The 17,254-nt window shown below is 65.5% G+C and carries 9 protein-coding genes; 7 read left to right on the top strand and 2 right to left on the bottom strand.

Features of this window, described 5'->3' with window-relative positions:
• Positions 1 to 72: 72 nt before the first annotated feature.
• From AC07M8_RS09230 to AC07M8_RS09215, 4 genes are all read left to right on the top strand, one after another.
• On the top strand, positions 73 to 2,256 hold the full coding sequence (locus AC07M8_RS09230; RefSeq protein WP_495174044.1) for a catalase: 2,184 nt from the start codon (positions 73 to 75) through the stop codon (positions 2,254 to 2,256).
• A gap of 141 nt (positions 2,257 to 2,397) precedes the next feature.
• Positions 2,398 to 3,690: a glycoside hydrolase family 130 protein gene (locus AC07M8_RS09225; RefSeq protein WP_495174043.1), complete on the top strand. Its 1,293-nt coding sequence runs from the start codon at positions 2,398 to 2,400 to the stop codon at positions 3,688 to 3,690.
• A 100-nt stretch (positions 3,691 to 3,790) separates the two neighbouring features.
• The gene (locus tag AC07M8_RS09220; RefSeq protein ID WP_495174042.1) at positions 3,791 to 6,178 is read left to right on the top strand and encodes a GH92 family glycosyl hydrolase; all 2,388 of its coding nucleotides are present in this window, start codon (positions 3,791 to 3,793) and stop codon (positions 6,176 to 6,178) included.
• A gap of 48 nt (positions 6,179 to 6,226) precedes the next feature.
• Entirely contained in the window at positions 6,227 to 8,323 is a 2,097-nt protein-coding gene (locus tag AC07M8_RS09215) for a glutaminase family protein (RefSeq protein WP_495174041.1), read from the top strand.
• Between the two features lie 25 nt (positions 8,324 to 8,348).
• Here AC07M8_RS09215 and AC07M8_RS09210 read toward each other — a convergent pair whose 3' ends face one another.
• Complete coding sequence (locus AC07M8_RS09210) at positions 8,349 to 9,194, bottom strand: endonuclease/exonuclease/phosphatase family protein (RefSeq protein ID WP_495174040.1); 846 nt, start codon at positions 9,192 to 9,194, stop codon at positions 8,349 to 8,351.
• Positions 9,195 to 9,294: 100 nt separating this feature from the next.
• Entirely contained in the window at positions 9,295 to 10,170 is an 876-nt protein-coding gene (locus AC07M8_RS09205; protein ID WP_495174039.1) for an ROK family protein, read from the bottom strand.
• A 425-nt stretch (positions 10,171 to 10,595) separates the two neighbouring features.
• On the opposite strand from AC07M8_RS09205, the gene AC07M8_RS09200 reads away from it, so the two are divergent.
• The 3 genes from AC07M8_RS09200 to AC07M8_RS09190 all read left to right on the top strand — a co-directional run bounded on the left by AC07M8_RS09200 (position 10,596) and on the right by AC07M8_RS09190 (position 17,249).
• A complete protein-coding gene (locus AC07M8_RS09200; RefSeq protein ID WP_495174038.1) occupies positions 10,596 to 13,670 on the top strand; it encodes a TonB-dependent receptor in 3,075 nt (1,024 codons plus the stop codon).
• 119 nt (positions 13,671 to 13,789) lie between these two features.
• Positions 13,790 to 14,842: a glycoside hydrolase family 43 protein gene (locus AC07M8_RS09195; protein WP_495174037.1), complete on the top strand. Its 1,053-nt coding sequence runs from the start codon at positions 13,790 to 13,792 to the stop codon at positions 14,840 to 14,842.
• 52 nt (positions 14,843 to 14,894) lie between these two features.
• A complete protein-coding gene (locus tag AC07M8_RS09190; RefSeq protein ID WP_495174036.1) occupies positions 14,895 to 17,249 on the top strand; it encodes a GH92 family glycosyl hydrolase in 2,355 nt (784 codons plus the stop codon).
• Positions 17,250 to 17,254 lie beyond the last annotated feature (5 nt).

Below are 17,254 nucleotides of genomic sequence, written 5' to 3'. Positions count from 1 at the left end.
TCACATTCAAATATATGCTCCTCGCCCCGCGCTTGTTCTGATGGCAGTCTGGACCAAACGGAAGGATCGACGATGGCACGCAAGAACAGCAAGGGCGACAGCGGTAAAGTGAAGGGTGAGAGCCCCGCGAAGGTGCCGCCGGCACCCGCAGGCGCGGATCTGCCGACCCATTATGCCGAGCAGCAGGGTCATGGCGGCGAGACCCACCAGACCACTACGGATGCCGCGCTGACGATGACCACCCAGCAGGGCATCCCGGTCGCGGACGACCAGAACAGCCTGAAGCTCGGCCAGCGAGGGCCGACGCTGCTCGAGGACTTCATCCTGCGCGAGAAGATCTTTCACTTTGATCACGAGCGCATCCCCGAGCGCGTGGTCCACGCCCGTGGCTATGGCGCGCATGGCGTGTTCGAGCTCACCGACAGCCTCGCCGAGTATACCCGCGCGGACGTGCTGAGCACGGTCGGCCAGCAGACTGAGGTGTTTGTCCGCTTCTCCACGGTCGCGGGCAACAAGGGATCGTCGGATCTGGCGCGCGACGTGCGCGGCTTTGCGGTGAAATTTTACACCAAGCAGGGCAATTGGGACATAGTCGGCAACAATATCCCGGTGTTCTTCATCCAGGATCCGATCAAGTTTCCCGATCTCGTCCATGCCGTGAAGCAGGAGCCGGACCGCGCCTTCCCGCAGGCGCAGTCGGCGCATGACAATTACTGGGATTTCGCCAGCCTCAGCCCCGAGGCGTGGCACATGGTGATGTGGCAGATGTCCGACCGGACGATTCCGCGCTCGTTCCGCACCATCGAAGGCTTCGGCGTGCACAGCTTTCGGCTGGTCACTGCCGAAGGCAAGTCGACCTTCGTCAAGTTCCACTGGAAGCCGCGCCAGGGCCTGCAATCGGTGCTGTGGAACGAGGCGGTCAAGATCAACGGCGCCGATCCCGATTTCCACCGCCGCGACCTGTGGCAGGCAATCGAGAGCGGCGACTTCCCGCAATGGGATCTCGGCGTCCAGCTGTTCGACCAGGAGACTGCGGACCGCCTGCCGTTCGATCACCTCGATTCGACCAAGCTGATCCCCGAAGAGGACGTGCCGGTCCGGATCATCGGCACGATGACGCTCAACCGCAACGTCGACAATTTCTTCGCCAGCACCGAGCAGGTGGCGTTCTGTACCCAGAATGTCGCGCCCGGGATCGATTTCAGCGACGACCCGCTGCTTCACGGCCGCAACTTCTCCTATCTCGATACCCAGCTGAAGCGGCTCGGCAGCCCCAATTTCACGCATCTGCCCGTCAACGCGCCGCGCTGTCCGGTGATGAACTTCCAGCAGGACGGCCATATGGCGATGCGCAACCCCAAGGGGCGGGCGAACTATGAGCCGAACAGCTGGGGTGCAGATGGCGGCCCGCGCGAGAACCCCGAGATCGGCTACCGCAGCTTCCCGGCCGAGGTGCAGGGCACCAAGCAGCGGATCCGGTCCGAGACCTTTGCCGATCACTACAGCCAGGCGCGCCAGTTCTTCATCAGCCAGCAACCGATCGAGCAGAAGCATATCGGCGATGCGCTGGTGTTCGAACTCTCCAAGGTGGAGCGGGTCGACATCCGCGCGCGGGCGGTGTCGCACCTGCGCAACATTGACGACGGCCTCGCCGCCACCGTGGCCGATGGCCTCGGCATGGATCTGCCCGAGGCGGCGCGGGCGGCCAAGCCGACGCTCGATCTGCCGCCCTCGGCCAAGCTCAGTATCCTCGCCAACGGCCCGGGCACCTTCAAGGGCCGCAAGATGGGCCTGTTCCTCACCGACGGCTCGAGCGCCGACCTGTTCAACGGGCTGACCAAGGCGCTCGATGCGGAAGGCGCAATGTGGGAGGTGGTCGCACCCAAGATCGGCGGCGTCACGCTCGATGACGGCACCAAGGTCGCCGCCAAGCAGAAGATCGATGGAGGCCCGTCGGTGTTGTTCGACGCGGTCGCGGTGCTGCCGTCCGAGCAGGGCGGGGCGATGCTTGCAAAGGACGCCGCGTCGAAGGACTTCGTCGCCGACGCGTTCGGCCATTGCAAGTTCATCGGTTATAGCGCTGCGGCTACCACGCTGTTCGATGCCGCGCGGGTGCCCGAGCTTGACGCGGGTTTCGTCGCGCTCAGCAAGGGCAAGGACGCCAAGACGTTCGTGAAGACGTGCCGCAGTCTCCGCTACTGGCCGCGCGAAATGAAGGTCGACCTCGATGCCGCTTCACTGACGGCGCAAGCCTAATTGACACGGTCAGCCCCGCCCGGCCGCGATCAGCGGTCGGGCGGCGGGAGCTTAACAAGGGGCGCTTCGTTAGCGCCCCGACATGCCGCTGCCCCATCCGCACCTTTCGCATCTTGCGCGGCACAGCCGGAGACGACCTGCATGAGTGACGATCTGCTCGCTTTGTCGGAGCTCCACCTCCGGCCGGACCCGTCGCGCACCGTAATCAAGCCGTTCAACGTCGATTATCCCGAAGCCTTCCGCGATGCCGATCATCCGCGGATGCGCAACGTGATAGAGCGGGTGCTGTCGCTCGACGCCGCGACCCGGCGCGAGATGTGCGTCACCGCTATCAGCTCACTCTCCGAGCGGCATCGCAATGTCGAGGCCATGCTCGTCCGCCGCTTCGAGGAAGTGAGCGACAGCCTTTCCGAGAAGGTGACGGCCGATCCCGATCAGCAGCTGCTGATCGGCGCCTATCTCAGCGCCGAATATTCGTTCGAGGCGGCGGCGCTGTTCAACCCCAGCATCGTCATGCGCCTCAACCAGGATGGCGCGCCCGATGACGGGCTCAACTTCATCCTGTCGCTGCGCGGCATCGGCGAGGGCCATGTCTCCTCCGTCACCTTCCGCACCGGCAGCTGGAGCGCGAGCAACGGCTTCCATGTCGACGAACCCAGCCCCTGGGTGACCTCGCCGCGGATCGAGGGGCCGGACGCCAGCGGGCAGGAGGGCACGACCCGGGTGATCTGCGAAGGCAGTCAGGATCCTGCGGAAAGCGTGCTGTTCCCAGTCACCGCCAGCCAGCGACAGGGGATCGAGGACCTGCGCATGGTGCGGTTCACCGACGAGGACGGCAGCCCCAGCTTCCTTGGCACCTACACCGCCTTCGACGGGCGCAACGCGCGCTGCGAGCTGTTCCGCGGCACCGGCATCAACACCTTCGAGATGACGGCGCTCAAGGGCTCGGTGCCGATGAGCAAGGGGATGGCATTGTTCCCGCGCCGGGTGGACGGCCGCTTCGCAATGCTCGGTCGTCAGGACAATGAGAATCTCTGGTTGATCGAATCCGATGACATCACCACCTGGAATGGCGGCGCCAAGCTGATCGGCCCGCGCTATCCATGGGAATTCATCCAGATGGGCAATTGCGGCTCGCCGATCGAGCTCGACGAGGGCTGGCTGGTGCTCACCCACGGCGTCGGCCTGATGCGCAACTATTGCATGGGAGCCTGCCTGCTCGACAAGAAGGACCCGGGCAAGCTGCTGGCGCGCACCCCCGAGCCGATCATGCGGCCGAGCGTAAGCGAGCGCAGCGGCTATGTGCCCAACGTGGTCTATAGCTGCGGCGCGATCGCGCATGGCCGCACGCTGCTGCTGCCGTACGGGATCGCCGATAATTTCGCGAGCTTCGCCAGCTGCAGCGTTGATGACCTGCTCGCCAGGATGACGTGAGCCGCGGGCGGGCGGTCACCAGCGGCAATCAAGTGTTACCCGGATTGACCTAAGGTGACGACGAGCATTAAGCAAAGCGTCTTTACTTATGGAGACGGCGATGCGCTCGATCCGCAACCTGGTTGCCGTTACCCTTTGCCTCGCCGCCTCTGCCGCCGCCGCGCAGGATGAGCGCACCGGCACGGCATCCGATGTCGCGGCCGAGGTCAATCCGTTCATCGGCACCACCAACGGCGGCAACGTCTTTCCCGGCGCGACGCGACCGTTTGGGATGGTGGCGTTTAGTCCGGAGGAGACGCCGCTGCCGGGCAAGCGCTTTCCGATATCGGCCCCAGGCGGCTATGAATGGCGTGCAAATGGGGTGAAAGGCTTCAGCCTGACCCATGTCTCGGGCACCGGTTGCACCGGCGCGAGCGGCGACGTGCCGATCATGCCGGTGACGGTGCCGGTGGCGCAATCGCCCTCCTCGGTGCAGGCCGGGCTCGGCTACGCCAGCCTGCTCGATCATGCCAAGGAACGCGCCCACCCCGGCAGCTATGCGGTGACGCTGGACAATGGCGTGGTCGCCGAACTCGGCGCGACCGATCGCACCGCGGTGGGCCGCTTCACCTTTCCCGCCGACAAGCCCGCCAACCTCCTGTTCCGCACCTCGGACAGCGAGGTCGGCAGCACCGCCGCGACGATCCGGATCGACCCGGCGACGCGCACCGTCTCGGGCTCGGTGACCAGCGGCAATTTCTGCGGCTATCTCGCCGAGGATCGGCGCGAAAGCTATTACACGCTGCATTTCGTCGCCGTGTTCGATCAGCCGTTCGCGGTCGGCGGCACCTGGCGTGACGAGACGATCGCCAAGGGCGCGACGACCGGCGCGGGGGGCACCGGCTATGGACCGCAGGGCCATCCCCTCGCCGGCAAGGGCAGCGGCGGCTGGATCAGCTTCGACCCCCAGCATGGCGCGGCGGTGACCGCCCGCATCGGCATTTCCTATGTCGACGAGGCGGGCGCGCGCGCGAACCTCGAGCGGGAAAGCCCGGCGGGCACGACGATGGAGGCGGTGCAGGCGGCGGGCCGTGCGGCGTGGAACCGCGCGCTCGGCCAGATCGCGATCACCGGCGGGGCGACCGCGGACCGCACCGTCTTCTATTCGGCGCTGTACCATTCGCTGCTGACCCCGACGCTGTATAGCGACGGCGATGGCCGCTACCGCGGCATGGACGGCAAGACCCATCCGCTGTCGGCCGGCCAGCATGCGCAATATGCCAATTACTCGGGCTGGGACGTCTACCGATCGCAGCTGCAATTGGTGACGTTGCTCGATGCCCAGCGCGGGTCCGACATTGCCCAGTCGCTGCTCAACCAGGCCGATCAGAATGGCGGCGTGTGGGACCGCTGGACCCATCTGACCGGTACCACGAGCGTGATGAACGGCGATCCCTCGCCGCCGTCGCTCGCGGCGGTGCGCGCGTTCGGCGGGCGTGCCTTTGATCTCGGCCATGCCTATACCTCGCTGAAGCAGGCAGCGACCGTGCCCACCGCCAAGGACCTGAGCCGCAAGGGCTGCCCGGTGATGTGCATCGGCCAGCGCCCCGGCCTCGATGCTTGGCTGCGGCTGCATTACATGCCGGCAGGCGCCCCCGGCTGGGGCAGCGCCGCCGACACGCTGGAGCTGGCAGCGGCGGATTTCGGCCTCGCCCAGCTGGCGCGGATGGCCGGTGATACGGCGGGCGAACGCCGCTTCACCGAGCGCTCGGGCTGGTGGCGCAATCTGTTCAACCCGACGGCAACGCCGCAGGGTGGCTATATCCAGCCGCGCAAGGCCGACGGCAGCTGGCCGGCGTTCGATCCCGCGGCCGATGACGAGTTCGTGGAAGGCAGCGGCGCGCAATATCTGTGGATGGTGCCGTTCGATCCGGCGGGGCTGATCACGGCGCTTGGCGGCCGCGACGCGGCGATCCGCCGGCTCGACGACTTTTTCCGCACGCCGGATGGCGGCTGGGCGGTGACCAAATCGGGGCCGCTGCACGCGGAGCTCGACAACGAGCCGTCGATCGCGTCGCCCTGGCTGTATCTGTTCGTCGGCCAGCCGTGGAAGACGCAGGCGACGGTGCGCGCGGCGATGCGCCAGATCTGGACGAACACGCCGGCGGGCATCTCCGGCAACGACGATCTCGGCGAGATGTCGTCATGGTACGTGTGGTCGGCGCTGGGCCTGTACCCGCTCTATCCCGGTCGCGCCGAGCTGGTGATCGGCAGCCCGCTGTTTCCGGCGGCGACGATCGACCGGGCGGGCGGGCGGATGACCATCCGTGCCAGCGGTGCCGCGGCGGATGCGCCTTATGTCCGTGCACTGCGGGTGGACGGGCGATCCAGCGACCACGCCTGGCTGCCCGCCGACTTCGTCGCCCGTGGCGGCACGCTCGATTTCACCCTCGTCAAGGAGCCGGCGCGCGCCTGGGCGACCGCGGTGCCGCCGCCCTCCTTCCACTGATCGTGGAGTGTCGCCTGCACGATCAGGCGCAACGTACAAGGAATTGCCATGCTGACGTCCCGATCGATCAAGCGGCTGTCGCTCCATCTCACCACCGCCTTGTTGTGCGTCGCGGCCGGCACCGCGCCGCTGCGCGCGCAGGAGGCGGTGCTGAGCCGCACGCCGGCGACGCCGCTGGTCGCGCATGATCCCTATTTCAGCATCTGGAGCATGGGCGACACGCTGAGCGACCAGCCGACCAAGCATTGGACCGGCGCCGAGCAGCAGATGAACGGCTGGGTGCGGATCGACGGCAAGCTGCTGCGGTTCATGGGCTCTGGGCGTGGCGATGTGCTGCCGCAGCGCGCGCGCGCGCTGACTCCGACGCGGACCGCCTATACCTATGAAGGCGCGGGAATCCGGCTGACGGCGACCTTCTTCACGCCGGCGCTGCCGCAGGATCTCGACGTACTGTCGCGGCCGGTGACCTACCTCAGCTGGACGGTGCAGGCGATCGACGGCGGCCGTCATGCCGTCCAGCTCTACTTCGACGCCAGCGCGCAGCTCGCGGTAGACAACGACCAGCAGAGCGTCGTCTGGGGCACCAGCCGGGTCGGCGACATGGCGGTGATGCGGCTCGGCACCAACAGCCAGCAGGTGCTGCAGAAGGTCGGCGACAATGTCCGGATCGACTGGGGATGGGCACAGCTGGCCGTGCCCGCCCAGCCCGGGACGACGACCGCGATCATCGGCGACCGTGCGCACGGCGTGCTGCTCGACAAGGGCGTGCTGCCGGTGGCGGACGATCTCGCCATGCCGCGGCTCGCGCATCAGGACCGCCCGCTGATGACGATGCAGGCCGATTTCGGCAGCGTCGGCGCCGATGCCGCGACGCGGCGGGCGATGCTCGCCTATGACGACATCGACGCGATCGAGTATTTCAAGCGGCGGTTGCCCGCCTATTGGCGCCGCAACGGCATGACGATGGCCGAGCTGCTGGTGAAGGCGGAGGCCGAGGAAGGCGCGCTGCGCCAGCGCGGCGCGGCGTTCGATCGCGAGCTCATCACCGATCTCGAGCGGGTCGGCGGGCGCGACTATGCCGAGCTCGCGATCGCCGCCTATCGGCAGACGCTGGCGGCACACAAGCTCGTCGCCGACATCGATGGCACCCCGCTGTATTTCTCCAAGGAGAATTTCAGCAACGGCTGCATCGCCACGGTGGATATCACCTACCCGACGTCGCCGTTCTTCCTGCTGTTCAACCCCAATCTGCTCGAAGCGCAGATGCGCCCGATCCTCGACTATGCGTCAATGCCGCGCTGGCGCTTCCCGTTCGCGCCACACGATCTCGGCACCTATCCGCAGGCCAATGGCCAGGTGTACGGCGGCGGCGAGCGCACCGAGGACGATCAGATGCCGGTCGAGGAGAGCGGCAACATGCTGCTGATGATCGACGCGCTCGCCAAGATCCGCGGCAATGCCGATTTCGCCGCCCATTACTGGCCGCTGCTGCAGCGCTGGGCGAGCTACCTGCGCGAGAAGGGGCTGGATCCGGAGAACCAGCTCAGCACCGATGATTTCGCCGGCCATCTCGCCCACAACAGCAATCTCTCGGTCAAGGCGATCAGCGCGCTCGACGGCTATGCCGAGCTGGCGCGGATGCTCGGCAAGAAGGACGAGGCGGCGCGCTACGGCGCGGCGGCGCGGCAGATGGCGGCCAAGTGGCTGGTGATGGCCAAGGACGGCGACCATACCAAGCTCGCCTTCGACCGGCCGGGCACGTGGAGCCAGAAGTACAATCTGGTCTGGGACAAGGTGCTCGGCCACCACCTGTTCCCCCAGACGCTGCTGCGCGACGAGGTGAGCTTCTATCTCACGCAGCAGGGTCCCTACGGCCTGCCGCTCGACAGCCGCAAGACCTACACCAAGCTCGACTGGATCACTTGGAGCGCGACGCTGACCGATGACAAGGCGGCCTTCGCCCAGCTGATCGCGCCGCTCCACCGCTACATGCTGGAATCACCCACCCGCGTGCCGCTGAGCGACTGGTATGAGACCAAGGACGGTACCCAGGTCGGTTTCCAGGCGCGCGCGGTGGTCGGCGGCGTCTACATGAAGATGCTTGCGGATCCGGCGATGTGGCGAAAGTGGGCGGCGCACAAATAGGCCGGCCGAGGCTGCGCCGGCGTCGTTAGGGCGTGCCGGCGCGGTCGTAGGTCAGCTTCGCCCACAGCGGGAAATGATCCGACGGGTAGGTGGCACCGCGGTGATAGGTGTCTGTTTCCACCGCGGTGGCGTGGAAGCCGCGGACGAACAGATAGTCGATCCGCCGGTCGGCGGTGCCGGTGAAATCGTGGAAGGTGTTGTCGGGGCCCCGGCGTCGCGTCGCCTGCTCGCGCACGTCGGTCAATGCGGCGGCGAGCGTTGCGTAGGCGCTGGTGGTCGGACGTGCGTTCATGTCGCCGGCGAGGATCACCGGCAGGCCATGGGCGAGCGCCGGCAGCCGCGCGAGGATCAGCGCGGCGGCCTTGGCGCGGGCGTCGTCGTCGGTGTCGCGGTGGGGCAGGTGCGTATCGAGGAACAGGAAGCGACGCGACGGATGGCCGAGCGGCTCGAACACCGCCCAATTGGCCATGCGGGCAAGATCGGTGCCCCAGCTCATGCTGCCGGGCACGTCTGGCGTGTCGGATAGCCAGAAGTCGCCCTGGTCGACGATGCGCAGCCGATCTGGACGGTAGAAGATGCCCATATGCTCGTCGGCATGGCCACCGTGCCGGTCGCGGCCGAACCAGCGATAGGCGGGGAGGGCCTGGACCAGATCGTCGCCCTGCCGTTGCAGCAGCTCCTGGGTGCCGATCACATCGGGGTGCGCCCGCCTGATCAGGTCGATCATCACCGGCCGCCGCTCGGGCCATGCATGGGGTGGCTGATCCGAGGCATAGCGAACGTTGAAGGTCATCACCTTGAGCGACGGCGCACAGCCGGCGAGCAGCGCCGCGAGCGGCAGGACGGCGTGGCGCCAGGCGGTGATGGTCATGACCTTCTCCTTGCAGTGGTGGACGGCTCAAGCCTGGCGGCTGCGGCCGATCCAGGCGGCGCAAGGGGCGAGCTGGCGCCGGCCTGCCGACGCGCCCGGATCATTGCCGCGCGCGCGCCTCGAGTGCCAGCGCGATCGAGCCGAGCGGCCCGGCGAGATCGCCGAGCGCGGGCGCGACGATGATCGGCCCGTCGGGCAGCGCCATGTAGCCGGCGAGGCTTCGCTCGAGCTCGGCCTCGATCTGCGCGAGCAGATGCGGCTGGCGCGTGACCACGCCGCCGCCGATCGCGATCCGCCACGGCCCCGTGGTGGCGATCAGCGCATGCGCCATCGCCGCGAGCGCCGCGACCATCGGCGCCCAGACCGGATCATCGGGCGCCAGCGTGTCGATTGCCCGGCCATCCAGCCGCGCGACCAGCGCGCTGCCGGACGCCAGCCCTTCGACACAGTCATCATGGTAGCGGCAGGCGCTGGCGACGGTGTCACCGGGCAGGCGCGGCACGCGGATATGGCCGACTTCGCTGTGGCCGATGCCGCGGGTGGGCTGGCCATGAACGATCAGGCCGACGCCAATGCCGGTGCCGACCGTCACATAAGCGAAATCCTGCAGTCCCTGCGCACATCCCCAGCGCATTTCAGCCAGCGCCGCGCCGTTGACATCGGTGTCCAGGGCAAAGGGGCGATCAAACGGCTGCGTGATCGCGGCGACGATATCGGCATCGCGCCAGCCCGGCTTGTTGGTCGCGAGAATCCGCCCGAACCGCGAATCGGCGGGGTTCAGGGAGAGGGGGCCGAAGGAGGCGATGCCGATCGCCTCGAAGCCGTGCGCCTCGTCCCACGCCCGCAGCGTCGCGACAATCTCGGGAAGGGTTTCCCCGGGCGTCGTGGTCGGGATCACGCGCTGATCGACGATCGCGCCAGGCCCGGCGGCGAGGGTGCAGACGCATTTGGTGCCGCCCAGTTCGACTCCCGCCATGAGGGCGTCCGCTGTTGCTGTCAGTTGTTCCAACACTGCCCCTCTCCCCTCCGTACCGGCCCGCACTCGAGCTCGGTCACACCTGCTGTAGTCATGCTGCTTGTTATTACATCAATTTGGCTAATTCAACGGACGCAGCATGGTTTCGCCGACCAGGTCTCCTGCCACGTTCCGGGATCAACCATTGCAAGCTATGGTTCTCTTCCGGCTATCCCGCAATTCTACCGCCTCATCGCTGTATCACAGAGGCGCGCCAGCAACATTCAGATACACCGCGGACATTTCAATTGACAATTTGTTTTCTGTATTGCGAAATATGCGGGTTATCACGGCAGCAGCAGTCCATCGGCTGGGACCTACACCGGATGACGAGGGGTAAAAAGGGAAGGAGCCGGCAGGTATCCAACCCATAGGAGGAGGAAGAAATGGCTGCTCGTTACGTTGAGCGTGGTATTGCATCGCGCCGTTGTCACACCCTTGCGCGGCTACTCCTGTCCGCCAGCCTGATTGCCGGCATCGCCGGCAATGCCCAGGCACAGCAGACCAGCCCTTCCACTGCCGCGGCGGCCCAGACGGCCGGGGGGCAGCCCGATGCCCAGCAGAACAATAGCGGTACTGCCGGCGACGTGTCGGTGCCGGCTGCCAATGAAACGCTCGCCAGCCCCGGGCAGCTACAGGCCGACGCCGCCGACATCGTCGTGACCGGTTATCGCCAGTCGATCGAGCAGAGCCTGTCGCAGAAGCGTCAAGCCAATGCGTTTATCGATGTCATCACTGCCGAAGATGTCGGCAAGTTCCCGGACAAGAACGTCGCTGACTCGTTGCAGCGTGTGCCGGGCGTCATCATCAGCCGCGACGGCGGCGAAGGCAGCCGGGTCAGCATCCGTGGCCTCAGCTCGGATCTGACGCTGACCGAACTCAACGGCAACTTCATCGCCTCGGCCGACAGCGGCGATCCGTCGCGTTCGTTCAACTATGTGTTGCTGCCATCGAACCTGATCGGCAGGGTCGAGGTGTTCAAGTCATCGGAGGCCCGCCTGGATGAAGGCGGCGTCGGCGGTGTGATCATCAACCACACCCGGGTGCCGTTCGATCTAGACCCCTGGTCGGGCAGCGTCTCTGCCGAAGGCACCGATGCGGATGTCACCAAGAAGGTCGAGCCCAATCTGTCCGGGCTGATCTCGTGGCACAACGAGGACAAGACGCTGGGCTTCCTGGTCGGCGGGACCTATCAGGTGCGCACCAACCGTTCGCTCAGCGCGTCGGCCGACAGCTGGCACTGGTGGACCGACGACAAGACCACTCAGCCGGCCACCGATGTCAACGGCAAGACCTTCGCCAACGATTCGGCGATCGACTATTGGAACGATGGTAATGGCGGCGGTACCACCACCCGCAGCGGTACGCATTACAGCGGTTACTGGGCGCCCCAGTCGGTCGGCGAGAACATCACCGACGAGAAGCGCAAGCGCCTCGGCATCCAGGCCACGTTGCAGGCCAAGCCGTTCGACAATCTGGAGATCACCGCGAACTATTTCCGGTTCCAGCTGAACAACGATGCGTTCAGCAGCACCATCAAGGTGCCGGAATGGGGCTATGGCAACTTCTTCACCGATGCCACGTTCGACAAGAGCGGCACGGTGCTGACCGGCGCCACCTTCCAGGTCCCGCCGGAAGGCACCGGCTGCCGCGTGCCGGGCAATCTGTGCACGATGGAGACCCCGGCACCGCAGGACACCTATGTCCGCCAGAAGAGCATTTCCAACACCTACGACGTCCATGGTGCCTGGAAAGTCGGCCGGCTGGATGTCGACTTCGTCTTCGGCAAGACGAAGGCAACCGGCGGTCCATCCTTCCAGTTCTACGCGCAGGCGAAACCGCGCAACGGCAGCGTCAACGGCAACATGCTCAGCGCCTGGAACTTCACCAACCAGTCGCTGGCGATGCAATTCTCGCCCAACATCATCCAAAATATGCTGAACGGCATCGCGCAGATCGATCTCGGCTCGACCGGGTCCGGCTTTACCAACAGCACGCTCTCGCAGCGCTACGCCCAAGTCGACCTGACCCGGCACTTCGATTCGCCAATCCTCGACTCGATCCAGCTCGGCGCCAAGTGGCGCGACGCCTATGTGCATCGCGAGACCGGCGAGTTCGATTGGTATTCGGATGCCGCCAACACGCTGCGTTTCCAGGACACGCCCGGTGGCGCGCTGGCACTGCCGCAGATCTTCTATCCCAATTCGCTGGGCAACATCGCCGGTGGCTTCCAGACGACCGCTTTCCCGGCGATCAACATCTCCAACTACATCGATTATCTGAATCAGACCTATAACGGCCCGATCCGGGTGCCTCAGCCGCAAAACCTGTACAACATCACCGAGCGGATCTGGGCAGGTTATGCGCAGCTTAACTACAAGCATGACAACATCCGCGGCAACATCGGCCTACGCGTGGTCAACACCAAGCAGGACGGTACGTCGACCGACACGCTGTATTACGAGAACGACTACTGCCTGAATGGCCCCGGCGGGGCGTTCGATCCCAACGTGCCGCGGGGGGAAGACGGCAATTGCTCGGTTATTCCACAGAACCAGCGCGAAGTTCGCGTCTTCAGTCCCAATCGTGAGGCGAAAAGCTACACCGATTTCCTGCCGAGCTTCAACATCTCGTGGGACGTGACCGAGAAGCTGTTGCTACGGGCCGCGGCGTCGAAAGTCATCTCCCGTCCGGGCTATGGCGATCTGGCCGGCGCGCGATCGCTGACATTCAACGCTGATCCGTTCGTGTTCGATCGCGCGCAGTTCGGCGCGCTGCCCGGTTGGTTTGGCGGTGGCGGCAACTTCGAGCTGAAGCCGTTCAATGCCTGGCAGTATGACGTGGGCGCGGAATATTACTTCCACCCGGGTTCGGTGGTCGGGTTCACCCTGTTCCGCAAGGACGTGGGAGACTTCATCGTCCCGGTGGTGGTCGATCTGCCGCAGGACGTTGCCGGCCAGACGGTGACGGTGCAGCAATATTCCACCCAGGCTAACGGCTCGAAGGCGGTGTCGCAGGGCGTGGAAGTCTATGCCCAGCACACGCTGGACTTCGGTCTCGGCGTGCAGGTGAACTTCACCTATAACGACACCTCACAGGCCGACGTGTCGCTGAACGGCACCAAGCTCGGCACCTCGCCGCTGGTGGGCAGCGCCAAGACTCAGGTCAACGCCTCGGTGTTCTACGAACATGGGCCGGTGCTGCTGCGCGCTTCGTACAACCGCAAGGGCCAGCAGGTGGACGGGCTTTCCTCGGGGCTCAACGTCTATGAGAATCCGTACCAGCAGGTCGATCTCAATGCGGCGTTCGACGTGTTCAAGAACTTCCAGATCACCGGCTCGGTCGTCAACCTCACCAAGTCTGAACAGCGAGCGCACCTCGGCAACGACACCAATGATCGCTTTATCTCGAACGTCTATTCGGGACGCCGCTTCTATCTCGGCGCAGCGTTCAAGTTCTGAGCTGCTGACCGACCTAAGTCGGGCTTGCATCCCCCCGTCATGCCGGACCACATCCGGGGTGACGGGGGAATCCCCTGGTTGATATGCAGCATTACCAAACAGCATGTAAGCGGAGCGTGATGAACAGGATCCGGACCGCTTTCGCCACCGCTGCCGCATTGCTGGCGGCGGGTGCCGTCTACGCCCGCAACCCGGTGCTGCCCGGCTGGTATGCCGACCCCGAGATCCGCATCTTCGCGGGCAACTACTGGATCTACCCGACCTATTCGGACGATGCCGCGACGCCCGACGTGTCGCCGCATTTCTCGGCCGCGCAGGCCAAGGCACGCACCCGCCACACGGTGCGGCCATCCTATGGCAAGCAGACCTTCTTCAACGCCTTCTCCTCGCCCGACATGGTCCATTGGACCAAGCATTCGCATGTGCTCGACGTCGCCGATGTCGCCTGGGCGGCCTATGCGGTGTGGGCGCCATCGGCGATCGAGGCGGGCGGCAAATATTATCTGTTCTTCGCCGCCAACGATGTCCAGAGCGATGCCGAACAAGGCGGGATCGGCCTTGCGGTCAGCGATCGTCCCGGCGGCCCGTTCAAGGATGCGCTTGGCAAGCCGCTGATCGGTGCCTTCCACAATGGCGCGCAGCCGATCGATCCGTTCGTCTACCGCGACGACGATGGGCAGGTGTATCTGTTCTACGGCGGCTGGCGGCATTGCAACGTCGTGCGGCTGAGCGCCGATCTGCGCCATGTGCTGCCGTTCGCTGATGGCACGACCTACAAGGAGATCACGCCGCCTGGCTATGTCGAGGGATCGTTCATGATCAAGCGGCGCGGCGTCTATTATCTGATGTGGTCCGAAGGCGAATGGACCGGGGCGGATTACCGCGTCGCCTATGCGATGGGGCCGAGCCCGACCGGGCCGTTCAAGCCGATGGGCACCGTGCTCGCGCAGGACGAGAAGATCGCGCGCGGGGCGGGGCACCATTCGGTGGTCAACGTGCCGGGCACCGACGACTGGTACATCGTCTATCATCGCCGGCCGCTCACCGATGACATCGGCGAGCATCGCCAGGTCGCGATCGACCGCATGACCTTTGCCGCCGATGGCACGATCAAGCCGGTGGTGATGACCGATGCCGGCATTGCGCCGCGGCCGCTGCGCCAGGCGCGGTGACGGGCTGCGCGGCCGTGACAAGCTATTCCACGAGTTCCAAGGGAGACATGCGTTGAAGACTCTCGTTCCCGCGCTGCGCGGCACGGTTGCGCTGCTGGCGAGCACGGCGCTGCTCGGCACCTCGGCCTTCGCCCGCGACGCCCGGCCGACGGCACCGGCGGACGTGTCGGTCGCGGATCTGGTCAACCCGCTGATGGGCACCGATTCCACCTACGAGCTGTCCTATGGCAACACCTATCCCGCCGTGGCGGTGCCCTGGGGAATGAACTTCTGGACGCCGGTGACCGGCAAGCCCGGCAGCGGCTGGGGCTATATGTACCATGATCTCAAGATCAACGGCATCAAGCAGACCCACCAGCCCAGCCCGTGGATGAACGACTACGCGGCCTTCTCGCTGTTTGCCGAGACCGGCCCGGTCAAGCTCAAGGAAGACGAGCGCGCGAGCTGGTACAGCCACAAGGCCGAGGAGAGCCACCCGTACAACTACAAGGTCTATCTCGCCGACTATGACGTCACTGCGGAGGTCGCGCCGACCAACCGCGCCGCGCAATTCCGCTTCACCTTCCCCAAGAGCGACGACGCCCACATCCTGCTCGATGGCCTAGCCGGCGGCTCGATGGTCACGATCGATGCGGCCCATCGCCGGATCAGCGGCTATGTCCGCAACAACCACGGCGGCGTGCCGGACAATTTCCACAATTACTTCGTCGCCCAGTTCGACCACGATTTCACCGTCAGCCGCACCTGGGACGACAATTGGCAGATGACCGCCGAGACCAGCCGCGAGGGCGGTCATGTCGGCGCGGTGGTAAGCTTCAAGACCCAGGCCGGCGAGCAGGTCGGCGTCAAGGTCGCCTCGTCGTTCATCAGCGCCGAGCAGGCGGCGCGCAACCTCGACAGCGAGATCGGCACCGACAGCTATGCGCAGACCGAGGCCAAGGCCAAGGCGGCGTGGGAGAAGGAGCTCGGCCGCATCCAGGTGAGCGATCCCAGCCTCGACAATCGCCGCACCTTCTATTCGGCGATGTACCGCATGCTGCTGTTCCCGCGCATGTTCCACGAGACCGACGCGCGCGGCCAGACCGTCCACTACAGCCCCTATGACGGCAAGGTGCACGACGGCCCGATGTTCACCGACAACGGCTTCTGGGACACGTGGCGCGCGGTGTTCCCGTTCTTTGCGCTGGTCCGCCCCGATCTCGACGGGCAGATCATGCAGGGCCTCGCCAATGCGTATAAGGAAGGCGGCTGGCTGCCCGAATGGATGAGCCCCGGCCAGCGCGACGTGATGATCGGGTCCAACTCGACCAACATCATCGCCGACGCCTATCTGAACGGGGTGCGCGGCTTCGACGTCGCGACGCTCTACGAGGCGATGGTCAAGAACGCGACCACCTCGCAAGGTCGCCCCAAGGACAAGAAGGGCAATGTGATCAGCGCCGTCGGTCGCGAGGGCGTCGAGCTGTACAACCAGCTCGGCTATGTGCCCTATGACGCCGGCATCAACGAAAGCGCGGCGCGCACGCTGGAATATGCCACGGCGGATTTCTCGCTGTCGCGCCTCGCCGCCGCGCTCGGCAAGACCGATGATGCGAGGAAATATGCTGCTCAGGCGCAGAACTATCGCAAGATCTACGATGCGAGCACCGGCTGGATGCGCGGTCGCAACAAGGACGGCAGCTGGATGCAGCCGTTCAACCCTTACGCCTGGGGCGATGCCTTCACCGAGGGCAATGCGATCCACTACAGCTTCTCGGCGATGCAGGACGTGCAGGGGCTGATCGACCTCAGCGGCGGCGACAAGGCGTTCACCGACAAGCTCGATTCCGTCTTCACACGCCCGCCGCTGTTCGACGATGCTTATTATGGCTCGGTGATCCACGAGACGCGCGAGATGCAGATCGTCAACATGGGCCAGTATGCCCATGGCAACCAGCCGATCCAGCACATGATCTATCTGTACGATTGGGCCGGCCAGCCGTGGAAGGCGCAGGCGCACGCCCGCGACGTGATGGCGCGGCTCTATTCGGCGACGCCCGACGGTTATCCCGGCGACGAGGACAATGGCCAGACCTCGGCCTGGTACGTGTTCTCGGCGCTGGGCTTCTACCCGGTGACGCCGAGCGTCGGCCAATATGCGATCGGCAGCCCGCTGTTCCGCTCGGTGCGGGTGACGATGCCGGGCGGGAAGACGCTGACGATCGAGGCGGCGAACAACAGCGCGAAGAACGTCTATGTCCAGTCGCTGAGCTACAATGGCAAGCCGCAGAACAAGCCGTGGCTGTCGCGCGAGATGCTCCAGGCCGGCGGCACGTTACGTTTTGTGATGGGCTCGACGCCCAACACGAATTGGGCGACGGCGAAGGCGAATGCGCCTTTCTCGATGAGCGCACCGGCAGCCAAGTGAGGAAA

The organism is Sphingomonas sp. GW821-FHT09E03, from assembly GCF_059416225.1.
The sequence above is the reverse complement of the archived record's forward strand: the minus strand, read 5'-3'. Positions and strand labels throughout refer to the sequence as shown.